Source organism: Saccharicrinis aurantiacus (assembly GCF_001660705.2).
GTDB classification, from domain to species: Bacteria; Bacteroidota; Bacteroidia; order Bacteroidales; family Marinilabiliaceae; genus Saccharicrinis; species Saccharicrinis aurantiacus.
In genome coordinates this window covers 52093-78216 of the sequence record NZ_LYBV02000033.1, presented here as the reverse complement: position 1 = coordinate 78216, position 26124 = coordinate 52093, and the positions used below count along the sequence as shown (strand labels likewise).

At 34.3% G+C, this 26124-nt stretch carries 19 protein-coding genes; 12 read left to right on the top strand and 7 right to left on the bottom strand.

Features of this window, described 5'->3' with window-relative positions; translation table 11 throughout:
* Nucleotides 1-60: 60 nt before the first annotated feature.
* From mbhE to A8B35_RS16365, 8 genes are all read left to right on the top strand, one after another.
* On the top strand, nucleotides 61-2364 hold the full coding sequence (gene mbhE / locus A8B35_RS16400; RefSeq protein ID WP_075603509.1) for a hydrogen gas-evolving membrane-bound hydrogenase subunit E: 2304 nt from the start codon (nucleotides 61-63) through the stop codon (nucleotides 2362-2364).
* A complete protein-coding gene (locus A8B35_RS16395; RefSeq protein ID WP_075603508.1) occupies nucleotides 2361-2777 on the top strand; it encodes an MnhB domain-containing protein in 417 nt (138 codons plus the stop codon). Before mbhE ends, A8B35_RS16395 begins: the two co-directional genes overlap by 4 nt.
* On the top strand, nucleotides 2777-3121 hold the full coding sequence (locus A8B35_RS16390) for an NADH-quinone oxidoreductase subunit K (protein WP_075603507.1): 345 nt from the start codon (nucleotides 2777-2779) through the stop codon (nucleotides 3119-3121). Before A8B35_RS16395 ends, A8B35_RS16390 begins: the two co-directional genes overlap by 1 nt.
* A 3-nt stretch (nucleotides 3122-3124) precedes the next feature.
* Nucleotides 3125-4615, top strand: a complete 1491-nt coding sequence (locus tag A8B35_RS16385; RefSeq protein WP_075603506.1) for a proton-conducting transporter transmembrane domain-containing protein — start codon at nucleotides 3125-3127, stop codon at nucleotides 4613-4615.
* A 5-nt stretch (nucleotides 4616-4620) separates the two neighbouring features.
* Nucleotides 4621-4953, top strand: coding sequence for a Na+/H+ antiporter subunit E (locus A8B35_RS16380; RefSeq protein ID WP_075603505.1), 333 nt, complete (start codon nucleotides 4621-4623; stop codon nucleotides 4951-4953).
* Between the two features lies 1 nt (nucleotide 4954).
* Entirely contained in the window at nucleotides 4955-5242 is a 288-nt protein-coding gene (locus tag A8B35_RS16375) for a monovalent cation/H+ antiporter complex subunit F (protein ID WP_083634490.1), read from the top strand.
* Nucleotides 5235-5525 (top strand): monovalent cation/H(+) antiporter subunit G, encoded by a 291-nt coding sequence (gene mnhG / locus A8B35_RS16370; protein WP_075603504.1) that lies wholly within the window; start codon nucleotides 5235-5237, stop codon nucleotides 5523-5525. The genes A8B35_RS16375 and mnhG overlap by 8 nt, the downstream gene beginning before the upstream one ends.
* A gap of 321 nt (nucleotides 5526-5846) precedes the next feature.
* The gene (locus tag A8B35_RS16365) at nucleotides 5847-6041 is read left to right on the top strand and encodes a YwbE family protein (RefSeq protein WP_075603503.1); all 195 of its coding nucleotides are present in this window, start codon (nucleotides 5847-5849) and stop codon (nucleotides 6039-6041) included.
* Between the two features lie 82 nt (nucleotides 6042-6123).
* On the opposite strand, the gene A8B35_RS16360 is transcribed toward A8B35_RS16365, so the two are convergent.
* From A8B35_RS16360 to yihA, 6 genes are all read right to left on the bottom strand, one after another.
* A complete protein-coding gene (locus tag A8B35_RS16360; protein WP_075603502.1) occupies nucleotides 6124-6681 on the bottom strand; it encodes a DUF4924 family protein in 558 nt (185 codons plus the stop codon).
* 60 nt (nucleotides 6682-6741) lie between these two features.
* Nucleotides 6742-7134 carry an RNA-binding S4 domain-containing protein gene (locus A8B35_RS16355; protein WP_075603501.1) on the bottom strand — a complete coding sequence of 131 codons (393 nt, stop codon included), beginning with the start codon at nucleotides 7132-7134 and terminating at the stop codon, nucleotides 6742-6744.
* Between the two features lie 13 nt (nucleotides 7135-7147).
* Entirely contained in the window at nucleotides 7148-7711 is a 564-nt protein-coding gene (gene pth, locus A8B35_RS16350) for an aminoacyl-tRNA hydrolase (RefSeq protein ID WP_075603500.1), read from the bottom strand.
* A 129-nt stretch (nucleotides 7712-7840) separates the two neighbouring features.
* Nucleotides 7841-8425, bottom strand: coding sequence for a 50S ribosomal protein L25/general stress protein Ctc (locus A8B35_RS16345; RefSeq protein ID WP_075603499.1), 585 nt, complete (start codon nucleotides 8423-8425; stop codon nucleotides 7841-7843).
* Nucleotides 8426-8597: 172 nt separating this feature from the next.
* The gene (locus A8B35_RS16340) at nucleotides 8598-9536 is read right to left on the bottom strand and encodes a ribose-phosphate pyrophosphokinase (protein WP_075603498.1); all 939 of its coding nucleotides are present in this window, start codon (nucleotides 9534-9536) and stop codon (nucleotides 8598-8600) included.
* Nucleotides 9537-9730: 194 nt separating this feature from the next.
* Nucleotides 9731-10333: a ribosome biogenesis GTP-binding protein YihA/YsxC gene (gene yihA / locus A8B35_RS16335; RefSeq protein ID WP_075603497.1), complete on the bottom strand. Its 603-nt coding sequence runs from the start codon at nucleotides 10331-10333 to the stop codon at nucleotides 9731-9733.
* Between the two features lie 97 nt (nucleotides 10334-10430).
* On the opposite strand from yihA, the gene A8B35_RS16330 reads away from it, so the two are divergent.
* Together A8B35_RS16330 and A8B35_RS16325 are read left to right on the top strand one after the other, a co-directional pair.
* Nucleotides 10431-11414, top strand: coding sequence for a type I phosphomannose isomerase catalytic subunit (locus tag A8B35_RS16330; protein WP_075603496.1), 984 nt, complete (start codon nucleotides 10431-10433; stop codon nucleotides 11412-11414).
* 860 nt (nucleotides 11415-12274) lie between these two features.
* Nucleotides 12275-12868 (top strand): T9SS type A sorting domain-containing protein, encoded by a 594-nt coding sequence (locus tag A8B35_RS16325; RefSeq protein WP_075603495.1) that lies wholly within the window; start codon nucleotides 12275-12277, stop codon nucleotides 12866-12868.
* 57 nt (nucleotides 12869-12925) lie between these two features.
* Here A8B35_RS16325 and A8B35_RS16320 read toward each other — a convergent pair whose 3' ends face one another.
* Nucleotides 12926-14548 carry a tetratricopeptide repeat protein gene (locus tag A8B35_RS16320; protein WP_075603494.1) on the bottom strand — a complete coding sequence of 541 codons (1623 nt, stop codon included), beginning with the start codon at nucleotides 14546-14548 and terminating at the stop codon, nucleotides 12926-12928.
* Nucleotides 14549-15026: 478 nt separating this feature from the next.
* Here A8B35_RS16320 and A8B35_RS16315 point away from each other — a divergent pair, with 478 nt between their 5' ends.
* Nucleotides 15027-22796: a S8 family serine peptidase gene (locus A8B35_RS16315; RefSeq protein ID WP_075603493.1), complete on the top strand. Its 7770-nt coding sequence runs from the start codon at nucleotides 15027-15029 to the stop codon at nucleotides 22794-22796.
* Nucleotides 22797-23003: 207 nt separating this feature from the next.
* Nucleotides 23004-26123, top strand: a complete 3120-nt coding sequence (locus A8B35_RS16310; protein WP_075603492.1) for a SusC/RagA family TonB-linked outer membrane protein — start codon at nucleotides 23004-23006, stop codon at nucleotides 26121-26123.
* Nucleotide 26124: the final 1 nt, after the last annotated feature.

The window sequence follows — 26124 nt, the reverse complement described above, 5'->3', positions numbered from 1 at the left end:
ATCCTGCCACAGGATACTTTGCTTTATTGTTGAAATAGGAGTGGTAATAAATTGTGGATTATGATTTTAGTACTTATTCTATATTTGTTGTTGGCTTTTGCTTTGTTTTTGATACCTAAAAAGGTATCGAAATATACTCCTGTTTTTATTGCTCTTGTACAATTATTGGTATTCGGATTGTTTTTGAGTTTCTTACCCGATATACAAAACGGAAAAACGATAAGTTCGCTTGTTGAATGGATGCCTCGCTTGGGTTTAAACCTTGAGTTTACATTGGATGGCTTGAGTATGGTATCAGTGTTACTGATAACCTTTATTGGGTTTTTGGTTTTTATATATGCTAATACTTACATGAGTTCTTACCAAGGAACTACTCGTTTTTATTTCTATTTGCTTCTGTTTAGTGCCTCCATGCTAGGGTTGGTACTCTCTTCAAACTTTATTCAAATGTTTATTTTTTGGGAGCTAACCAGTATTTTATCCTTTTTACTGATCAGCTTTTTTAATGAGAATGAACAAGCGCGTAAAGCTGCATTTCAATCTTTATTTGTTACAGGCTTAGGTGGTTTATGCTTGTTGGTAGCAATAATACTTATAGGAAGTATAGTGGGTAGTTATTCATTAACTGACTGGATAGATAAGGCTGAACTAATAAAAAATGATGGGAAATACCTACCCATATTATTATTAGTGCTTGCCGGAGTGTTTACCAAATCAGCACAATTTCCTTTTCATTTTTGGTTGCTAGGAGCCATGCAAGCACCCACACCAGTTAGTGCATATCTTCATTCAGCTACTATGGTAAAAGCGGGTATATTTTTATTGGCTCGCTTGTATCCAATATTAGGCGGAACTCAAGAGTGGATTAATATTATCACTCCTGTTGGAGCCATTACTATGCTTATAGGTGCTTATTTAGCCATTACTCAAATAGATATAAAACAAATATTTGCCTATACCACAATAAGTGCACTCGGCATATTGGTAGTGTTATTTGGAATAAGTACTGAATTATCTATTAAGGCAGCCTTTGTATTTTTATTTGTTCATGCTTTTTACAAAGCATCCTTATTTATGCTAGCGGGTTATTTTGTGAAATTAACAGGATCGAGAATCATCAATAGTTATGGAGGGATATTAAGGAAGAATCTATTGGGACTTATTATTGTAGCTGTTGCCCTATTATCAATGGCTGGCATTCCGCCTATGTTTGGTTTTATTGGTAAGGAGTTAATTTACGAGGCTAAATTTGAGGCGCCTTGGTTATCATCATTATTATTGATTCTGGGTATTTTAACCAATGTTCTAATGGTGGCAGTGTCATTGTTAGTTCTTTTTAAGCTGTATTTGGGTGAGGCTAAATTTGATTTAGGTGTAGCCACTAAAAAGTATAAGTTGTTATTAGTTAGTCCTGGTATACTGGCCGTTTTAAGTCTTGGCCTAGGTTTATTCCCAGATACTCTTAGCGGAATTATTGAACCAGCATTATCATATATCTACTCTGGCGAAGCAGTTATTAAACTAAAACTTTGGCATGGCTTTAATACCATATTATTACTAAGTGCCTTAACTATGCTTTTGGGAATCTTTTTGTTTGCACTTACTTATAAAAACAAAAGGTTAATTAAGGGGTGGCAACGCATGAATGTGAGGTTGTTTAGTATAAACTTTAACAGATCGTTTTCAAAAGGATTGAGTTCATTTATAAAAATTTCGGCAAAGAATACCCATTTTATTCAACACGGTTATATCCGATATTACCTCACTACCATTATTGTTTTTAGTTCTCTGCTTCTCTTATTTCAATTATATATAACCAGAGGATGGGAAATAAATACCAATTTTAGTTTACAGCCTTATTATATATCTGGTGTGGTTTGCATTATAACGTTTTCATCGCTGATTAGCGTTTTTTCTAAAGATGGGCTTTTTACAATTACTGCAATGGCCGTAACCGGATATGGAATCTCCTTAATTTATTTATACTATAGTGCTGTTGATTTGGCAATTACCCAAATTATTGTAGAAACTTTAATGGTGGTAATGTTTGTACTTGTACTGCGAAAGTTGCCGAGGTTTATTGTTGTGTCAAGCAGGGCCACTAAAATTAGAGATGGCATTATAGCCTTGACTTTCGGACTAATAATGGCCATGCTTGCTCTAAAGGCACTTAATGTGGATATCCATCCTTCTATAGCCGATTTCTTGGTGGAGAATAGTTATACAAAAGCACATGGAAAGAATGTGGTAAATGTGATATTAGTTGATTTTAGGGCTTTAGATACTTTGGGTGAAGTAACAGTTTTGGTGATTGCTGCCTTGGGTGTTTTTACTTTGTTGAATGTTAAAAAAGTAAGAAAATGAATTCAGTTATTCTACAAATAGCATCAAAGTACCTGCGGATATTGTTTTTAATGTTCGCTATTATCGCCTTGTTAAGAGGACACAATCAACCAGGAGGTGGGTTTATTGGAGGCTTGTTGGCTGCGCTTTATATTGTATTCAACACTTTGGCATTTACAAGTAAGCAAATTAAAGATCGTTTGAAAGTTAGTCCTGAGGCTTATATGGGTGTTGGACTGTTATGTGTGCTATTGAGCTTTCTTCCTTCTGTACTATCAGGAGCTCCGTTAATGCAAGGCGTATGGGTATCTTATTCTATTTCCGATTTTGAAGTAATAAAGTTAGGTACTCCATTGCTATTCGATTTAGGGGTTTTTATTGCAGTAATGGGGGTTACGCTAATGTTTTTATTCACTCTTTCAACTCATAAGTGATGGAAATACTACTAGTAGCATTAATCGGATTATTATACGCAGGTGGGGTTTATCTTATACTGAGGAGGAGTCTTCTGAAATTTATTATAGGTATTATTTTTTTAAGTAATGCGACCAACTTACTAGTATTTATTTCGGCAGGAATAGTTCACGGTAAGCCGGCATTCGTAACAGGTGGAGATGCAGACCCAAGTAGCATGGCTGATCCTTTACCTCAGGCCTTGGTACTTACCGCAATAGTAATTGGTTTTGGCATTGTAATTTTTACCCTAGCCTTAAAATCAAAATTTTACAGCGTGACTGATAAAGATGATTCGGATGAAATAAAAGAAACAGATATTTAAAATATGACAGAAATAGTATTGCCCATATTGTTGCCATTTGCCCTTATAATACTTCTTGTATTTATAAGAAAGGTAAACTATGCCAAATGGATTGGAATAATAGGGAGTGCTCTAATAGCTATTGTAGCCATCTATATATTTATCAATACCCTTAATAATGGAGTTTTGGTTTTGTATGTGGGCGGGTGGAAAGCTCCGTATGGGATTACTCTGGTAGTAGATATGCTTAGTGGTATAATGTTAGTAGTTACTTCATTTTTGGTGCTTTCTATTTCTATTTATGCATATCATTTTATAAAAAACAACAAACAATTCTCTAGGTTCTTTCTCTTTTTCTTTGCCCTAATTATGGGTGTAAATGGAACTTTTGTAACCGGCGATATATTTAATTTTTATGTTTGGTTAGAGGTAATAATGCTGTCTTCTTTTGTGTTGATAACCATGGGGTCGGAGAAGAAGCAACTTGAGGGCGGTATCAAATATATGGCCTTAAATCTTATTGCATCTTTGTTCTTTTTAGCTGGTATTGGACTGTTGTATGGTAAAACCGGAACGCTGAATATGGCTCACTTGGCCAAAATACTAACTAACGATCAGCAGTCCCTTTTTATGAATACTTCGGCCATGTTATTCTTTATCGCTTTGGGAATTAAGGCAGCTATCTTTCCTTTGTTCTTTTGGCTGCCTGCCTCATATCATACGGCTAATATTACTGTTACCTCTCTTTTTGCAGGTATATTAACTAAGGTTGGTGTTTACGCTTTCATACGATTGTTCACTTTGTTTTTTGTGCAAGATGCTTACTTCTGGCATAACTTATTGTTGATAAGTGCCGGTTTTACCATGGTTATTGGAGGTATGGCGGCATCTATTCAGTACGATGTTCGACGCATATTATCCTATCATATAATTAGTCAAATTGGCTATATGATTATGGGCTTAGGTATCTATACACCATTGGCTATTGCAGGGGCAATCTTTTTTACGGTTCACAATATGATAGCCAAGACAAACACCTTTTTGGTATCAGGTATTATGAATAAGCTTAAAGGTACTTTTGACCTTAAGAGTATGGGTTCATTATTAAAAGAACAGCCCTTGTTAGCGGTGTTGTTCATAATTCCAGCTTTTGCACTGGCTGGCATTCCTCCGCTATCTGGCTTCTTTGCCAAATTTATACTAATTAAATCGGGTATTGAAGATGGGCACTATGTTATTATAGCAATAGCAGTGCTGACTTCTTTACTCACATTATATTCTATGATAAAAATATGGAGTGAAGCTTTTTTGAAAAAACAGCCTGATGATATCACAATTCCCAATAGTAAGCCAATACGCTTTACCGTTTTTATACCCTCTATAATGTTGGCTTTGGGTAGTGTTTTATTGGGAGTATTTGCAGCATCATTTTTTGATTTAACAATGGAGGCTGCTAGGCAGTTAATGGAACCTAGTGAGTACATTAATGCAGTATTAGGTGCAGATGTAAAATAATTATTATGAAGATCTTTATAAAGTCATATCGTATCGTAATGTTTCTGTTGTATTATATACTCAAAATGTTGCAAGCTAACTTATCAATAGCTTTTGATATTTTAAGTCCTAAAATGAATACTAGCCCGGGTTTTATCGAGGTATTACTTCGAGTGAGTTCTAAGAGAGATATATTATTATTTACAAACTTATTATCAATGACTCCAGGAACTCTAAGTGTTGATATTAATTCGGATCAGAATACTTTGCTTGTTCATTGCCTATATAATGAAGATAGGGAAGCGGTTGTGAATGAGATTGAACAGATGCAGGATAAAATACTAAAACTAACAGTATAATATGGTAGGTACTGAAATTTTAAATATTGCTCAGCTAATAGGGTTTGTATTTTTGTTAGCAGCTCTTTTATTAGCCTTTATAAGGTTAATAAAGGGACCAACTATGCACGATCGTATTGTGGCAATGGATTTTATGGCATCAATAACTATGGGGTTTGTATTAATTTATAGTATCGCTATTAATAAAGGAATGTATGTTGATATAGCTATTATAATTTCACTGATATCATTTATAGGTACAGTTGCTATCTCAACTTTTTTAAAACATAAAAACAAGAATCATGAATGATATTATTATTTCAGTATTTATAGTGTTGGGATCCTTGTGGATATTAATTGCTGCCATTGGTTTGTTACGATTTAAAGATTTGTATAGTCGTGTACATGCGGCTACTAAGGCAACATCATTGGGCGTTTTACTTATTACATTGGGGGTTATTTTTTATTTTGATTATTGGGATGTACGACTAAAATCGATACTTATTATTTTATTTATTTACCTAACATCACCTTTGGCAGCCCATTCTATTGCCAAATCGTTTAGGGATAATTCGGGTTTTAAAGGAACTTAATAGTGCTTTAATACTGATATAGCGTCCTATCTGATGTTTTCTTACCTATTTAGATGTTTAAAAATATTAATTTCGGATTGTGTTTACATATAATTAATATATTTGCACCCCAATTTTAACACATCGAACAATTATATACTTTCCATTGTATGTATTAGTATGAAAGGTGAGAAGGTGCAATATCTTCGAACTTATACTGCGCTATGTTGAATTGTTAGATTGATATTATTAAGAGAATGAATTATATGGCTCGAAAATTGTTTTCGAGAATATATTGAGTGGAAAAAGCTTATAAATTAATTTTATTATAGATCACTTTTTATGGATTTTAGAGAAAGAAAGAACCTTAAAGCGGGAAGTAAGGTATCAATCTTGATGAAGCAAGATGAGAAGAATGGTGGACTAACCACAGGAGTTGTTAAAGAAGTTTTAACTGAAGAGTCGTTTCATTTAAAAGGAATCGAAGTTAAACTGAAAACAGGTCAAGTGGGGAGAGTAAGAGTTATTAAGCTTTAATCACAAATTTTTTCCTAATAAAAACGGCGCTAAGAGTAAATCTTAGCGCCGTTTTTGTATTTATAGAATTCTATTATTACAATTAATTTGCTTCCGGATCATATTCCTTCTCAGCCTTTTGCTCATCGTGGTATTTTCCACTTAAAAATGCTAAAAAGTTGCTGAATGACTTAACAGCTTCTGCAGTTCCTTCGGATACTTCTTTACCTTGTAGTTTTAGTAAAAACTGACTGTAGATTGCAGTTAGGCAACATTCTATTTCATTACTTAGCTTTTTACCTGTTTTCTCATCAAACTCAGTAATAAAAGGAAGAGTAGCATTGTAAATATGGCGGTATGCAATTTCTTTAGTATCCTTAAGTAACTCTAGGTGCAAGCGGTTAAGGTCATTCACAGTGTTAATAATTGCTTGTATGTGACCTTTTTCTATCTTTTGCTCTACTTTGAGCATTTCAATTAGGTTATCGTACCACTCAATAGTTTCGTTTAACTCATCTCCACTTATATTGTATTGTGGTATAATATTTTCTTTAATGGCTTCTATATTTAATTCGTAGGCACGTATTAAATCTTCAACTTGCCACATATATAAGATGTACTCAACTATATTGGTTTCTTTTTTTTCTCTTGCAACTATCATAATAACTGGTCTTTTAATACTTTAACTAATACTGAGGAATTAACTGTGTTGAGTGATACATTAAAAATCCCAATCATCAACTTCCATTTTATCAATATCTCTGCGGTCTTTTTTCGTAGGTCTACCTAATCCTTTGCGTCTGCCCATGGCATTGGTTAGTCGCGTCATTTCCATAATTTCTAATTGCTCATCCGTAGTTACTTCTTTCATGAAATCAGGAACTAACTTGGCACCCATTCTTTTTCCACTTAGGGCTAAAACCTTAAAGGAGCGAGTAATTGGAGGAAACTTCACATCAATTACTAGTCCAACTTTAACAATTCTAGAGTTTTTAACAGGAAGTCCGCCAATTAAAACACGGCCTTTTTTTATGGCTTCAGCAGCCACACTGCGTGTTTTAAAAACTCTAATGGCCCATAAATATTTATCTATTCTAATTCCTGAATCTTCCATAGCGCAGAGACCTTTATTTTTTATTATAAGTATTCATTGTTCTGGCTGGGCCAATGGTAGCAAAACCCTGAATCATTTTAATGGCAATATCAATAGGTTCGTGTAAGGCAGGTTCTTCGTCCTTAGTCCATTTACCCAAAACGTAATCTATTTGTTTACCACGAGAATAATTATCGCCAATGCCAAAACGGATGCGTGAGTAATTGGCATTGCCTAAAATTTCTTGAATGTTTTTCAGTCCGTTATGTCCAGCATCACTACCTTTTTGGCGCATACGAACCGAAGCAAACGGAAGTGCTAAATCATCAACAACAACCAATACATTCTCTTGGCTAATTTTTTCTTGTTGCATCCAATATCTCACAGCTTTCCCACTTAAATTCATATAAGTGCTGGGCTTAAGTAATATAATTGATTTGCCTTTATATTTATAAGTTGCTACGGCGCCATACCTTAGGTTTTCAAACTCCAACTTGGCTTCTTTAGCAAGTACATCAAGCACATCAAAACCAATGTTATGGCGTGTATTTTCGTATTCGCTACCGATATTTCCTAATCCTACAACTAAGTATTTCATTATTAATTAATCGATGTTCTGTGATTTTTTAAGATGATGCAAAAGTAACGCTTGTTAGCTATGTATCAAAATAAGAAAAGCCTCCATATAAAATATGAAGGCTTTTTGATTTTATAATTGTTGTTACAATTATGCTTCTTCTTCGCCACCAGCTTGTTGAGCAGCACGTGCAGCACGTGTTAACTTAACAGCAGCAACTACAGAGTTTTTAGCATTTAATAACTCCAAGTTCTCGAAAGATAATTCACCAACTTGTACTGACGTACCTAAAGTAAGGTGGTCAATTTTAACGTTTAATGAATCAGGTAAGTTAGCAGGTAAAGCTTTTACTTTAAGTTTACGTTGCTCAAGAGATAATCTACCCCCTTGTTTAACACCTTCTGCGAAACCTTCTAATGTAACAGGGATTTCAATAACAACAGGCTTGTCGTTAGAAATTTGTAAGAAGTCAGCGTGTAATACTTTATCTGATACAGGGTGGAATTGAACGTCTTGCATAACAGCATCAACTTTCTCTCCATCAAGATCAAGGCTTACAAGGTATACATTTGGAGTATAGATTAATTTGTTCACTTGCTTTTCATCAATTGCAAAGTGAGCAACTTCTTTACCACCATATAATACAGCAGGTACTTTGTCTTCAGCACGAATAGCTTTGGCAGCTTTTTTGCCAATAACGTCTCTTTTAGAGCCTTTTAATTCAATTTTTTGCATTTTCTTATTTTTTTGTGCTACTCAAAATAAACGATTGATTATGAGTTTGTTTATTTCCCATCACACGTTTTTGCCTTAAGGCGGCGCAAAGATAGATAAAAGTTTGTAATCTACCTAGTTCAATACAATTATTGGGTATAAAAAAAGGGAGCTTTAAAAGCTCCCTTATATTTTATATTAAAAACTGATTACTAATTGATTTGTAGTAATACACCTTTTCAATTGTATCGGCAATAAGCTCAGCTACCGATAAAACCTTAATTTTATCAATATTCTGAGTTAATGGAATAGAATCAGTAACAAATACTTCTTCTAAGGCAGAGTTGTTAATGTTATCATATGCAGCTCCAGATAAAACTGGGTGAGTGGCCATAGCTCTTACGCTTAAAGCACCTTCACTTTTCATAACATCAGCAGCCTTTGATAAAGTACCTGCAGTGTCAATCATGTCATCTACAATAATTACATTTTTCCCTTTTACGTCTCCAATAACGCGCATTTCGCTAACAACATTTGCTTTAGCTCTTGATTTGTGACAAATAACCATTGGCACATCTAAGAATTTTGCATAAGTATTAGCTCTTTTAGAACCACCTGCATCAGGAGAAGCTATAACTAAGTTATCTAAGTTTAAGCTTTTGATGTGTGGTAAAAAGATTGAACTTGCATACAAGTGATCAACTGGAAGGTTAAAGAAACCTTGAATTTGATCGGCATGTAAGTCCATTGTGATTAGTCGGTCAATCCCTGCGGCAGTAAGCATATCGGCAGCTAATTTAGCACCAATAGATACGCGCGGTTGATCTTTTCTATCCTGACGAGCTAATCCAAAGTAAGGAATAACTGCAACTACCTTATAAGCCGAAGCTCTTTTGGCAGCGTCAATCATCATTAACAATTCCAACAAATTATCCGCTGGTGGAAATGTAGATTGAATCAAGAATACGTGTGAACCACGAATCGTTTCTTGAAAAGCAACAGCAAATTCTCCGTCGCTAAAATCTAATTTTTTGATGTTCCCTAAATCCCTTCCGGAATAATGGCTAATTTTTTCACTTAGGTATTTTGATGAAGTACCCGTAAAAATCTTAATGGGAGCTTTTGGTGGCATTGTACTTAATTGTTTATCAGTTATTATTCAGAAATATCTCGCAAAGATACAAATTTCATGATTTGTTAATAAAACTAGGTCTTATTTATAATCATTATATCTTTTTTGTATTATTAATCTGCTAGCATTTAGCTTATTGGGCTAGGAGCGGAATGTTAACTTTTTATTATTAATTAAGCAGTAGACCTGAGAAATTATTTTTCCCAACTCTGATTAACCTCTTCAATAAATGTTAATATTTCATCTTTTCCTAAGCTTTTAGTGGCAGATGAAATAAAGTAAGGAGGCGTTTCTTCCCAAGTTTCGAGCAATGCAGCTTGGTAATCGTGCACTGATTCCTGAATTTGCTCGTCGCGCAATTTATCAGCTTTGGTAAATACAATAACAAACGGAATACCCCAATTGCCAATCTTCTCCATAAAATCTAAATCAACCTTCTGAGGCTTATGGCGAATATCTATTAAAACAAAAAGGCACATTAAATTTGCTCTGTGTCTTAAATATCCATCTATCAGTCCTTGAAAAGCTTTACGCTCCGTCTTACTAACTTTTGCGTAACCATAACCGGGTAAATCAACCAAAAACCATTCTTCGTTAATGTCAAAGTGGTTAACCAACTGTGTTTTACCAGGTGTAGATGAGGTTTTTGCTAAAGCTTTTTTATCGCATAGCATGTTAATTAATGATGATTTACCAACATTAGAGCGGCCTATAAATGCGTATTCGGGCTTTTTAGGCTCAGGACATTGATTGGCTTTTGCACTTGACTTATGAAATTCTGCTGACTTAATTTCCATTTGGATAATTTTTTGCAAAGATAACTTTATTAATTAATTTAGATTCAATTACAATGTAATTACATTTGTTACTCGGTAAACTAAAACACAATTATTTATGAGCACGCAATTATACCCCCTTAAATTTACACCTATATTAAAAGACAAAATATGGGGTGGTAAGAAATTAAAGTCAGTTTTATCAAAAAATGGAAAAGGTGAGAGTTTAGGAGAATCATGGGAATTATCAGGTGTTGAAGGTGATGTTTCGGTAGTTTCAAATGGCTTTTTAAAAGGGAATAGCCTTGATGAGCTTATTGAAATTTATATGGGCGATGTTGTAGGCGATGAGGTGTATAATAAGTTTGGAACTGAGTTTCCATTATTATTTAAATTCATCGATGCCACACAAGATTTATCTATTCAGGTGCATCCTAACGACGAATTATCTGCCGAAAGGCATAATGCATACGGTAAAACAGAAATGTGGTATGTGCTTGATGCCGATGCTGAGAGTCAATTAATTTCAGGTTTTAATAATGAATCGAATAAAGAAGAGTATCTAGAAGCTCTTAAGTCTGGTCAATTACTCAGCTTGTTAAAATCACATTCGGTAAATTCTGGCGATGTGTTTTTTATACCTGCGGGTAATATTCATGCAATTGGCGCAGGCGTTTTATTGGCAGAGATACAGCAAACTAGCGATGTAACCTATCGTATTTATGATTACGACAGAAAAGACAGTGAGGGTAATTTAAGAGAGTTGCATACCGATTTAGCGCTGGAAGCAAACGATTATAAAAGTAGTAATGACAAGGTTGCATATGAATTAAAAGTTAACGAAGCCGTTAACCTAGCAGAGTGTCCTTATTTTATTACTAATATAATTGATGTAAAAGATAGTTACGAAAGGGATGTTTATTTATTAAATTCTTTTGCGGTTTATATGTGTGTTGATGGTGAAGCAACCATCATGTACGATGAAGACAAAACTGAAACGCTTGTAAAAGGTGAAACTGTTTTGATACCAGCAAGCCTGGGAGATATTTCTATTCATTCTAAAGAAGGTTCTAAGTTGCTTGAGGTTTATATCAAGAAATAGAATTGAATCACTAATAAATTATTAGCCTCAAGTATTAAACTTGGGGCTTTTTTGTTTGTATTAATGTCTACATCTGTTTCATTATAAAGATTTATAGTATATATTATTGGTTCAAATATTCAGTTTGCTGGGGAGTGATACAATTCTGAAAGTTATTATACTGATAATAAACAGGGCTTAAAGTCATATTTAACCCTAATAAAATTCACATCAAACTCAGATCAAACTCACGTTTACGTGAGTTTGATCTGAGTTTGATGTGTAGTAAATATGAATATTATCCAATGCAGATTATCCTTTGTATGGTATCTTACGTGAATTCTCTGGCTTCAATATCTGAAATTCATCAAATATTATTAAAATGTTTTAATAAAAATGGGTTTCTCAAAATTCGTTTATTCTATTTCTACTTGTATTTGCATGGCCTAATAAAATCTGACCGATTGTAAAATTGTAAGTTTTTTGTTCTGTAAAATATTGAATTGTAAGAGTGATTTCTCGTATGTGTATAGTTTGTAAGTTGTGCCGTGTTTAAAATGTGAGGTTATATTAACAGCCTTTTGAGTTTTTATTAAGGTAACTAATTTGAATTACTACCTTATATCAAGCTACTTTGTGAAGTATAAAGTAAAACATAGCTGCTGATATTTCTTCAATCATATTCTAATCGGTTATTGCTTATGTATTGCGCGTTTATCAAGTATAATATGCAGCTCACTGTGTTTTTACTCAAATCAGAATTCTAGAATTACAATATACTTAATGGTAATGGTTTATGAAAAGGGAAAAGCTTTAGTAGCTAATGATGCTTTTTTCTATTCATATACTATTCCCCTAATTATTAATTTAAATTTTATTACATGAAAAATTTTACAATGATTATGATGGTAGCTATGCTATCTGTTGGAAGTGTTTTTGCTCAAACCATCTCCTTTAAAGTAGGTGTTTGGGAAAGTGCTGATGCCTTCGAGAGTCATATTTATGGCGCCACAGTTCTATTAGAGGAAGTTGGTAATGCAACGAACATGCATAGTGTCGACATCACCTATATTTACGATTGGGCCGGACCATTTCCATTATTAAACGATGTACCTTATGGAAGTTATAATGTAACAGTAAGTGCAGATGGTTATCATACTTATACAACCGTGTTGGATGTTGATGAAAATGTAGGAAATGATAATGTGTTTTACCTAGAGAGGATTGCAACTAGCCTAGAAGAGATTAACGAGCTAACTATTTCTGTTTACCCTAATCCTACTACAGGGTTAGTAAACATTTCTACTGAAGTAGAAAAAGTAGAAGTTTACAATGTAAGCGGCAGTTTGGTAAAAGTGGTTAATGGTCCTGCTTTAACGGGTTTTGATATTTCAGATTTATCAAATGGCTTATATGTATTAAAAGTAACTGATAGTAATAATGAGACGGCTTTAATAAAAATAAATAAAAAGTAATAATTGATATCCTATCTCACTGGGGTGCTGAATATTTGGCACCCCTTTCAATTGTATTTAAAAAGACTCAACATATTTAACTAAGCTTTCATCTTGACGAGTAATCCCAAGACGTTTACGTAAGCGGCTGCGAGCAACTTCAACACTTCGTAATGATTGGTTGGTTATTGCAGCAATTTCCTTTGATGTCATGTTTAGTTTAAGCAGAGCGCAAAGTCTTTTTTCAGTTGGTGTAATATCAGGATGGCTTTTTAATAAGTGTTCGTAAAACTTACTATGCACCTGATTAAAACGTAATTCAAATTCTCTCCAAACTTCCTTGCTTGAGTGCGATTGCAAGTTCAAAATAATGGCATCAAGAGTAATGTTAGATTTACCTTTTTTATCGTCGCGCAAACTTTTTAGGTCTTTAAGAACAGCAGTTATTACCTGATTTTTTTGAATAAGCGACATTACATTTGTAGTTAACTCACGATTTTTAGCCTCAACATCTTTCTCAAGCTTATTATACTTAATATTAAGATTCTTTTTTTGTAAACGAGCAATTCTGATAATCAGTAACAGTATTACAATTGATGTTGCTAAAACTACAATTAGGAGTGAATATTTATATTTCAGTTTGGTTTTTTCAACTTTTCCAGCCTTTTCAATTTGCTCTATTTCATTCGCAACTCTAAGTTGAGAAAGTTTTATAATTTTTTGAGTGTTTTGGATACTATCACTGAGTTGTTTAAATATTTTGTGTTCATTTAAGGCGTCCTTATAATTATTCTCCATCTCGTATATTGAATATAAGAGCATATGCGAAGAACGCTGATATTCTAATAAATTTAATTCTTGCGAAATCTCTAATGATTTCCTGGCTGCCCATTTTGCACTATCAAATTTATTTGCAAAATAGTAGTGGTCACCTAAATAGTTGTAGCTTTTTGAGAGACCATCAGGTATATCCTTATCTTTATAAATACTAATCGCTTTTTTGAAATAATTACCAGCTTTTAAATGATTGTATTTTGTTAATTCTATAATTCCAAGGTTATTATAGATAGATGCAAGTGTTTGGTTGTTTTTGTGTTTTTGCGCTTCCTGTTGCGCTACTATATAATATTGTATAGCTTTTTCAGTTTCTCCAAGTGAGTTATATGCACTAGCCAAATTATTATATAGTTGTGCTTTATAACTACGGTGAGCATTTAAGTTATCGGTTATTAAATTTAACTGATCAATTGCTTGCATATAATAATCCACAGCTTTTTGGTACTCTTTAATTCTATCATATACCATTGCTGTGTTGTTGTAACATTTGATCAAATGAAGTGCATTATCCGTTTTTTTAAAATTCTCAGTAGCCTTAAAGTACTTCTCTAATGCTTTAACATATGATGAAAGGTTGTAATATATAGTGCCATATTCTAATTGGAATTGAGCAAGCCAATCAATGTCATTATTATTACGGGCTAGAAGTTCACCTTGCTTGCAATATAAAATAGCTTTGTTGTATTCTTCTATTTTGTACAACTTAATAAGTTCAATTAAAATGATATAACTATCCTTTTTATCTTTGGTTTCATCTAATTCATAAACTAAACTATCTTCAATAGTAAAATTCTGACTTTTGTTTTGAGCAAATGTAAAAATACTTATGGCTAAAAATAATTGTACAGTAAAATGCTTCTTCATAATAATGAACTGTATTTGTTTTAATCTTGGGGCAAAAATACTGTATAAAGCTGTAACTATAGAATGAGTATGGTTCAAATATAATTTGTGGTATTGTTACAATAATTGACACCACGAGAGGTGTTAGTAGTTTCATATATTGGTTGTTGACTAATAATAAGAGAGGTGGTGTGAGTGGCTTTTATTTTTTGAGTGAGGTTTTATTGATGCTATTCTGAGTTTATATTAAGGCATCCTTTGTCAAAATATATAAAATACTTCACCTCATTTGCACTATTGCCTTAAGGTGGTATTTACCGTTATGTATAAAATGTGTTGCAAAAATAAGGCCATGTTCACTTATTTTGAGTGGCCAAAAAATCAATTATTTATATGCTTGGTTTTTTAGCTACTTCTCTCTAGAACATCCTTTTCTACAAGGCGGTTAGTATACCTTTAAGTAAAACTTCAATTTATTATTTAAGTCAAATTAATTAAGATGCAGAAAAAACGAGTTTATCTTTTAGCGATACTCTTCTTGGTATTTTGTGGGTTCGATAGCATTGGCCAGCAAATATTTCAAGAGGGTTATCTTCAAGGAACATTCAGGGTTAAAGTAAAACCAGAAGTAGAAAGCATGATGCTAAAATCAGCATCGAACAATCAAACACAAATTGGGGTAGTTGAGCTAGATGATGCATTAATGCACATTAGGGCTACAAACATAAAACGGGTTTTCCCTTATAGTGAAGAATTTGAAGCACGCCATAGAAAGTATGATCTGCATTTGTGGTACGAAATAGATTATTCTTCAGAAGAAGAATTAAGCAGAGTTGTTACTGCTTTTTCAAATCTACCATTAATTGAAAGTTCAGAACGTATCAGAGAAAAGGCCATACATGCTAGCAAGTTTGTGCCTTATAAAGGCAAACTAAAGAATGCTACAAGCGAAAGTTTTACTGATCAGGAATTTATGTTTGATGATGAGCTGATGTATCAGCTTTATCATTATGCTCCTACCGGAATTTTAGAGCGTTTCGATTTAGCACATATTAATGTGTTTAAGGCATGGGAGAAATGTGCCGGAGATAATTCAGTAGTTGTTTCTGTTCACGATTTAGGTGTGGATTTTAAGCATCCAGATCTTGAAGCTAATATTTGGCGCAACGAGAAAGAGATTAACGGAAGCGATGGTGTGGATAGCGATTTTAATGGTTACGTTGACGATAAGTATGGCTATAATTTTGCATCTAATACAGGTTATATTAATGCAGGAACACATGGAACTCATGTGGCCGGAACTATTGGAGCCGTAACTAATAACGGTGAAGGAATTGCCGGAATTGCCGGAGGTACGGGTAAAGGTGATGGTATTCGTATTATGAGTTGTCAGATATTTGATGGTAATAATCAAGGTGGTATTGGTAACTCATTTGTTTATGCTGCTGATAATGGTGCAGTAATTTCTCAAAACAGTTGGGGTTATCCAACAGAAGGACATCGTGAAGAGTCCGTTGAAGCAGGCATAAAATATTTTATTGCAGAAGCGGGTAATTTTGAAGGAAGCCCTTTAAAAGGTGGGATTGTAATTTTTGCATCAGGAAATGCCAACCAAGATGGAGAATTATATCCAGGATATTTACCTGAAGTTTTAACAGTAGCCTCAATTCACAAACATCAAGAAAAAGCGAGCTACTCTAATTACGGAGATTGGATTAACATTAGTGCTCCTGGTGGAGATATGGACTTTGATGAAGAACTTACGGATGAGGAAAATGAGATTCCTCTTCATCATGGTATTTTCAGTACAGTTCCTAATGGCGGTTATGGCTGGTTAGAAGGTACAAGTATGGCAACTCCTCATGTGACAGGGGTGGCAGCTTTGGTTGTTTCATACTTAAAAGATAAAAACTTAACCAATACAGAATTATTTTCCATACTAGAGGGATCAGTTGATAATGTATATGGAGAAGTGCCAGAAGATCATAAGTATTATAATAAACTAGGTAAGGGAAGTATTAATGCTTTATATGCTTTAGATGAGAAAACATCATCAGGACCTGAGGCTATTATAGATTTAGAAATAAAAGCCTTTAGTCAAGATTTATTTGAACTTGAATTTACGGTACCTAAAACGGGTTATAACAGAGCCCCTGAATTTTACCATATCTATTATTCAAGCGAAGAGTTTAATCAGAGTGACTTAAATTCAATCCCTTATCAGAAAGTAGATGCTAGTAGTAGTATTGAAGTTGGTCAAGTTATGACCTGTGATGTGATCAACCTTAAGCCATTAACGAAATATTATATTGCTATAGAGTCTACAGATAAGTGGGGTAATAAATCACTTATTTCAAACCTTGTTAGTGAGCAAACAACAGCTGGTCCTATTGCTAAGCTGGTTTTTCATGCAACAGATACGGCATCTATTGGTAAATACCCATATGTTAATCATACCATTAATGCGACTACAAGTACTACTGCAAGCGGTGAATTTTATCTGTATAATGAAGGTGAAGGTATTTTAAATTGGAAAACGAATATTGATCTATCAAATCAAAATAATTGGAGTGCACCTTTACCAGGATTAAGCAATGCTACTAATTATAGTGCATCGACTGGGGCGCAAGTATATGAGGCATCTCCTTACCAAACATTAAAAGAATATAATCAGCATGCTGACACTACTTTATTTAAAGGGTATACTAACGCATCTTCATTTTATTATATAGGAGAGGCTTATCCTGAAAATCCAAGTTCTTCAGCTACACGATACCGAGTTCTGCCAGAGGTAGACGGAGTTGGTGCTAATGGTTTTAATTTAACACATATAGCTGCCCGCTTTAACGTAGAACTTAATCAGGGCGAAGAAATTATAGTAGAAATATTTGAGGGCCGAGATATTGCTACAGCGAGTTTACGTCATCGTCAGGCTCTTACAACTAATACTATTGATCAAACAGTAAGGCACGAATTAAACTCTCAATTTCATTTTGAGCCAGGAGCTTACTTTTGGGTAGTTTTACATCCTCCAACAGGACATAAATATCCTTTAGTAATTGCTTTTGAGGAGGAAGATGGTTATGGCAAAGAGAACTGTTTTTATAGCAGTAATCGCGGAGAATCGTGGCAACCATTAGCTGATATTTATATAGAAGGTTTTGCATTTATGGTTGAGGCCATGAGTTATTTATCAGCAGGTAATACCTTTGTTACAATGCCTAAATCAGAAGGGCGTATATACTCCGATGAAGACGCTGGTGTAAATATCGAAACTGTAAGCTACGATATAGATGTAACTAATATTATTAATGGTACTTACAGTTTTGATATCAATACTGTAACCAACGACCACAATAATGAAATGCTTAGCTACAGAATGCAAACTGTGGTAGAAGGTCAAGAGGCAAATGTAGAAGGAACCAACCTAATTGATTTTGGTAGAGTAATAATTGGTACTGAGAAAAATGTACAGGCATATATTACAAATTCAGGCTTAGGTGATTTCGTACTTGATAGAAATAAAACAGGTTTATCGTCTAAAGAAATTTTAGTAAATGGAAGTTCAGGTGCTTATAGGTCTCCAGGAACCGTAGATGCTTTATCTTCTGTCTATTTCAGTCTTGGGTATGAACCTAAAAATGAAGGAGCATTTAACGATTATATTACTTTTTATAATAATCGAGGCGACGAAGAGTTTACGATTAAAGTAACAGGTTATGCGGTAAATCCACCAGTATGTGTAGTAGATCCTCAAGAGCTTGTTTACGATAGTGTTGCCATCGGAGATGTATTAACAGGATCCTTTATTTTAAAAAATGAAGGGGATTATCCTTTACATTATTACACGCCTAAATTTGCTGATAAACCAAGTGATTTTATTGAAAGTGAAACCAATGTAAGTAAATTCGGGTACTTTAGTGAGAAAGAAAGTTATGGACCTTGGGAAGATATTTCCGAAACAGGAATGGAGGTGCCTGATATAGCCAATAGGGTTGAAATGAAATGGACACACGAGGTTGAGTTAAATTTTGGTTTTCCATTTTTTGGTAAAGTAGAACGTAAAGCTTACATCACTCCATTTGGTTTAATTGCATTTACCGAAGACGGTACATACAGTACCTTCCCAATGGCACCTAATGATGACACAAGTCCTTCCCGAGCTATCTCGTTTATAGGAGAGCCATTTGCTTTTGATCCGAATATTGAAAGTAAGATTTTTTACCAAGATTTTGGAGATCATTTTGTAGTTCAGTATCAAGATTTCCCAATGGGTAGTCTCGATGAAGAAACACTAAAATTCATTCAACATAAACTTACCTTTCAGGCGGTACTTCATAAGGATGGAAATATCGAAATCCGTTATAATAATTTAGATGGATTTACAAACTCTAAATTTTGGGCAGTTTGGGCGCACGATATCGAAAAAGATGATGCAATTATTGCTAATCAAATAACTGTAATTGACGCTAATATTCAGCAGGGTACAAATATTAAGTTTATTAATCCAGGTTTAGGATTATTTAATTCGCTTACAAACCCATCTGGAATTGTATTAGCCGGTGATTCTATTGAGCTTGAGTATAGCTTAATAACAGACGAGCTTAACGAGCAAAGTTATATTGAGTACTTACCAATACTAACAAATGAGCCTACTAAGCCATTTGTTAATTTCAAAGCAACTATTAATGTAACAGAAGGTGGCGAGGCTGATATCACGGTAGGTTCTGAAGCCTTTAATTTTGGTGATGCTTATCATTTATCACAATTAACTCAGAGTTTAGTAGTTAGAAATGACGGTAGAGCCTCTGGTATAATATCTAATATTGAATTGTTAGGTAATAATGCCGATGCCTTTGAAATTATTACTGACCGTACTTTCCCATACGAATTATCGCCCGAGACTATTGAGCTTTTTACTATCAGGGCTAAAACAGATAAAGTACAAAGAAACGCAGCTCAATTGAAGGTTACTATTAATGATACTGAAGAAACGCTAATCAGTTTAATTAGTAATATAATATCAGCACCTTTAATTTCTAGCGATAATTCAAGTATTGATGTTAACCTTTGGTCGGGTACTAAAGATGCCGCTAGCTTCACAATAACAAATACCGGAGCAAGTGATTTAGAATATGGTATAAAGGGTACTGCGGTTGTGCACGAGCAGCAGTCAGTCTTAAAGTCAGGTACTGATTTAAAAGATTATCAATACCAATCGTTTAAAAAGAAACTGACTCCTACGATTGCTTACGAGTGGATAGATATTGTAGAAACTGGTACAAAATTGGAGTCTATGGATCTAACCAACTATGATAATTTCTGGAATGAAGTAGAATTGCCATGGGATTTCAACTATTATGGTAACGATTATAATATGTTGTATGTAGGTTACTGTGGTGTACTATCATTTACAGAACAAACAGAGGCATACCCTAGAGGAGGAATTCGAGTACCTTCTGAAGATGGTCCTAATAATATAATAGCCCCAATGTTTGGCTTTAATTATAACGACCTACATAACGATAAAAATGCAGGTATTTACTACCAGGAGTTTGAAGACATGGTAGTTGTACAATATCAATCGTTTACTGATGGACTGGGAATGTCACCTGGCCCTATGTCATGGCAAGTGTTTTTGCGAAAAGATGGCTCAATAAAATTCCAGTATAACTTCGATTTAAATGAAAGTGAAATTTCATTGGTTCCTAGTTTATCTGCTATTGGTATTGAAAATGAAGATGGAACAGAAGGCGAAATTATCTCCTTTAATTCAATGTTTGTTGATGCGAATACAGCTATTGAATTTTACCCATATAAGAAAAATACTTTAACAGCAGGAGCAAGTGCAACTCACAATTTCGTTGTTGATGCTACACATCTTTATGCAGGAGAGTATACTGAAACTGTTACAGTTATCAACAATACCGTTAATAATGGTTTATATAATGTAGATTTTAACCTATTTGTTGATGGCGATATTCAGGTAGATATACCAGAAACTCTCGATATGGGGAATGTTTATGTTACAGAATTAGCTGAGGATGAAACAGAATATGTGTCTTTTGAATCGCCAAAAGATGAATCATATGTATATTATTTAAACATAGAAAATAAAGGACGTAAAGATCTAAAACTTGGTAAAGTTATAATTCCTGCTGATTATGATCATAAAATGAATCTTTATGTATTCTCGGGTAGAATACCAGGTTTTGAGTCATGGGGATGGTTTGATGCATCTAATGCAATAAATCAAGGTAGTTTTATTACTGTTCCTGCTGAAGGTATACTTCAGACTAGAGTTGGTTTATATAAAAAACCTACCGAAACGAGGGAATTACTTACCGAATTTACTTTTGTTGAATACGAAGCTGTAAAAGATATGGACTATATGACTTGGTATAATTTAACCGAGGATCAAGTTGCAGACGAGTATAAACATAAAATGGTAGTAACTACAAATGTTATACCTGCCCCATCTATAGGTATTGACAAAACCGATATAACAGCTTACGCTCCTGATGATTCGTTTATAGGAAATGAGCAATTTACTATTAGCAATGAAGAGGGTGAAAGTGACCTAAACTTCACTTTAGATATCAATTTTGAGTATAATTATATTACTACTGCTGCCGACGAATACTCAACGGATAGTTTTGTGCCATATACTGCAGAGTCAAATAGTATAGAGCCTATAATTGCAGATGTTAATAAGGTTAAGTCAAAATCATTAAAGGCTGCTAAGTCGTCACGAGTAATTACTCAGCTACTGTCGGATAAAGTACTCCATACTTTTGGTTGGGGTAGCGATGAGGTTGATGTACACACAGTAACTCACCTAGTAGCACCTGAAGATGGATTCTGTTTTAACCAGTTAGAGCATTATTACACATATCGTAATACACTTGAGGGATATTATACGGTACAAGTATTTGCGGGTGACGATGAGTTCTTAAAAACAGGTTTGATATATAGTCAACGCGTAAATTATAGTTACGATACGCCATTGTATAACAATCAAGTTGTTAAAGAAATGGTTGATCTAGATACGCCTGTTATGATACAAGGTGGAGAATCATTCTTTATCCGTATTGTCTATTCTAAGGAAATGATTTCTCCTTGTGCATTAGGCGAAATTAATTCAGAGGATGAAGAGGGTAATTTCTTTGGGTCAACAGGTATTGCCTACCGTTTGGTTACTGAATTAGGTGTTCGTAATGTTGGTTGGATGGTGAAAGCTATTGAAACCGATAAAATTTCACCAATTTGGTTGGTGCCATCATTAACAAGTGGTACAGTTAAAGCTGGTGAAACACTTGATCTTGATTTAACTATGTATGCCTCTAGAGTATTTAATACTTCAAATAAGGCTAGGATATTTATCAACTCTAATGATCCAAATAGTAAGCTTACTCGTATATCGGCAGAGCTTATTAAAAATAATGGTCCTTCATATGGTATTGATCAAAATTTTGTAATTGAGCTGCATGAGAATGATACGGTTGATTTTGTTTTATATGCATCGCATAAGGGAGGCCTTGATTATACCTTAGAATTAGCTGAAGATTATTCTTTTGTTAAAGGCAATTTTGTTGACGGAAATATGGAACTTCAGTTTACTCCTGATTTCTTTAGTGCCGGTATTCACAGAGTTGTGGTAAATGGTACAGATTCAAAAGGTTTGATGAGTACTTATACCTTTATAGTTAAGGTGAATAATGTTAATCGTGCACCAGAGCTGATTAAAGAGTTTGATATGGTTTACCGTTATGATAGAAACTTATCTTACACAATTGATTTAAGGGAGTATATAAGCGATCCTGATATGGAGGAATTGGTATATACAGTAACTAAGAATAACGATGTGATAGAATTATTCTATAGTGATAACCAATTAATTATTAAACCACAATCAATTGGAAATACAGAGTTGTTAATAACTGCTGTTGATCCACACTCAGCAAAATTAATAACAGAAACTATAGTACATATTAGTACTCGTGTTGGAGTAGAGGATTTAGATAAAGAAGAAATTAGTATTTATCCAAATCCTGTAATAGATGTTATTAATATTTCGTCAAGCGTTATTGCAACTCAGGAAATACATTATCGTATTTTATCGGTTAGTGGTGAAACTATTAAAAATGGAATTCTCGGAAAAACGGGAGCATCTGCTACGATAGATGTATCAAAGCTTACAACTGGAATTTATATGCTTGAGTTGTCAGGAGACAATACTTCAGTAACTAAAAAGTTTACAAAACAATAGATTTATTTAAACATGCATCTTTAATAGGATGCATGTTTTTCTATTTGCATAAAGTGATGGTAGGTGTTGCTTGTGTATTAGTGTAGATCTCATAATAGTTATATAGAACATTCAAGCGATTCTTCATCATGAAGCAGTACATGCTTACATGTTTAATTATGATCACTCGAATGTTCTATCTGACAAATGAAAATAAATTTTAAACAGATGAAAAAAACAATTGTCTTATTTTGGATACTGGCCTTATCTGTATTCTCTGTTTGTCAGGCTCAAAACAGAACAATTACAGGTTTGGTTATTGAAAAGGATACCGACCTTGGTATACCTGGTGTATCTGTTATAGCACTTGGCACCTCAGGTGGTACTGTTACCAATATGGATGGAGAATTCAACCTGATTGTTGAGCAGAATGTAGAATCTATTCAGGTTAGTTTTATAGGTATGCAAACCCAAATTGTAAAACTAGATCAGCGCGATCATTACAATGTAATTCTTGATAATGAAAGTATCGGGCTTGATGAGGTAATAGCAGTTGCATATGGAACAACGAAAAAGAGTTCGTTTACTGGTGCTGCCACAAGTATAAAAGGAGAAAAGCTAGCTACAATGCAATCAGCTGACCTTTCTAAATCATTAGAGGGTACCATTGCAGGTGTGCAGGTTACACAAAGCTCTGGTCAACCAGGGTCTGGAGCAAGTATTGTTGTTCGTGGTGTAGGTTCTATGTCAACATCAAGTGCACCACTTATTGTATTAGATGGCGTACCGTACGAAGGTTCTTTAAACTCAATACCAGCTCAGGATATCGAAAGCTTTAGTGTGCAAAAGGATGCTGTAGCTACCTCATTATACGGAGCACGTGGAGCCAATGGTATTATTATTATCACTACAAAAAGGGGTAAAGAAGGAACGGTTAAAATTAATTTCGATAGTCGTATTGGTATTAATATGCGAGGCGTTTCTAATTACGATATTGTTACTAATCCGACCGAGTATTATGAATTGGCATGGGAATCGCAACGTAATACCTTATTATCAACTTATGGTTATGAACGTGCTGGTCGCGAAGCTTCAAAAATGCTGATTGATCAGAATCTAAAATATAACGTATATCACGATGTTCATAATCAAGAAGTGGTAGATCCTTATACCGGAAAGATTAACCCTAATGCAAAAGCTACTAAGTGGGGCAATGAATGGACAACTGAGCCTTTTCAAAATGGGCAGCGTCAGGAATATAACTTAAGCTTTAGTGGAGGTTCTAAACAATCTAGTTATTATGCCTCTTTTGGCTATTTATCCGACGAAGGTATTATTCAAGGTTCTGATTTTGAGCGTTTGAGTACACGTTTTCAAATAGACCAAAAGTTTACTAAGTGGTTAAAACTATCAGGTAGTGTAGCATATATTGGTACAATGCAAAACTCAGCAACAGGAAGTGGTGGGAGTCAGAGTAATTTATTTATGTTTACCCAATCCATAGCTCCTATTTACCCTGTTTATCAGTATAATATTGATACTGGTGTGCAAAAATTTGATACCAATGGGCAGCCTTTGTATGATTATGGTTTAGAAACTTCTCGTCCATTTGGTACCTTATCTAATCCTATGGCTACCAATACCGCAAATATTAACGATAATAAATCAGATAATGTAAACTTTAGAGGCGCAGCTGATTTCTATATTGCAGAAGGATTATCGTTTACTGTTAATGGAGCGTACGATTTGTATTTCAATAATATATCTACGTTTATGTCTCCTGTGGGTGGTGATGCTGCTTCTATTGGTGGCTTGGGTTACAAAACATCCTCTCGTTATTCAAGTATCAACTTTAACCAGTTGATGAATTATTCTAAATCGATAGGCGGTCACAATTTCAAAGCTCTATTAGGACACGAGATAAAGCAAAACAAAAGCAACCAGATGAATGGTAGTATGGCTAATTTCTTTGATCCTAATAATCCGGAATTTGCGAACGCTAGTTTATACCAAAGCTTAACTTCTAGTCTACAGGAATATGCATTAGAAGGATATTTTAGTCAGTTGAACTATAATTGGGTAGATAAGTATTACTTATCTGGAAGTATCCGTAGAGATGGATCGTCTGTTTTTCATCCAGATAGCAGGTGGGGAAATTTTTGGTCTGTTGGAGGATCATGGCGAATGAGTGAAGAAACCTTCATTAAAAACCTTGATTTTGTAAATAATCTTAAACTTAGAGTAAGTTATGGTACTCAGGGTAAGGATGCTATTGGAACATGGTATGCCTATCAAGATCAATACAGTGTTGTAGATACAGGCGGTGAAGCTGCCATTGTATTCGGATCAAGAGGTAATCCTGACTTAACGTGGGAAACCGGAACCAACTTCACAGCTGGTTTAGATTCTCGTTTATTTAATAGTTTAGATATATCATTCGACTTTTTTATTCAGGATACCAACGATCAATTATTCAAATACTATTTGCCTATGTCGCAAGGTTTACCTCAATTTCAGTGGCGTAATGATATGGCATCGCGTAATACAGGTTTTGAATTGGATTTAAATATGCAATTGATAAATAAAGATGCTCTAAGGTGGAGTGTTAGTGCTAATGCTACCCACTATAAAAATGAGATTACTCGCTTACCATCTCAAAAAGATCCTACAGGTTATGCGGAGACTAATTATTGGAGATCGATGGGAGGTACCATGTTTGATTTTTATGATATTGAATCTGCAGGTGTAGATCCATTAACAGGTAAAGCACTGTTTTATAAATACGAGTTTGATCATTATGGAAATAGAATTGTATCAACTGTAGAGGATGCAACCCAAGCAACATTAGTGAAAACTGGTAAAAATTCTATTCCAGATGTTGTTGGAGGATTAGGCTCTGTGGTAAATTATAAGGGCTTCGATCTCTCTGTTCAAATGGCCTATCAAATTGGAGGTACCTTGTTAGATTCAAACTACAGTTCTCTTATGGGAAGTACAGTAGGAGGTAATTATCATAGAGATATGTTAAAGCGTTGGACACCGCTAAATACAAATTCAGATGTGCCAATTCTTACATATAACGATATGAATATGAATGCTTATTCTGATCGTTTTTATACTTCTGCATCTTATTTTAGTATTCGTAACGTTACACTTGGCTATAATTTACCAAAACAATTGATAGAACGCTTAAGTATAGATAATTGTCAGATATATGCTACGGGTGATAACCTTTGGTTAAAATCAGCACGTCAGGGGCTCGATCCACGTCAATCACTAAGCGGAGCAGTTGGGTTTAATTATTCTGCTATGCGTACCATTTCATTAGGTCTAAAACTTAATCTTTAGT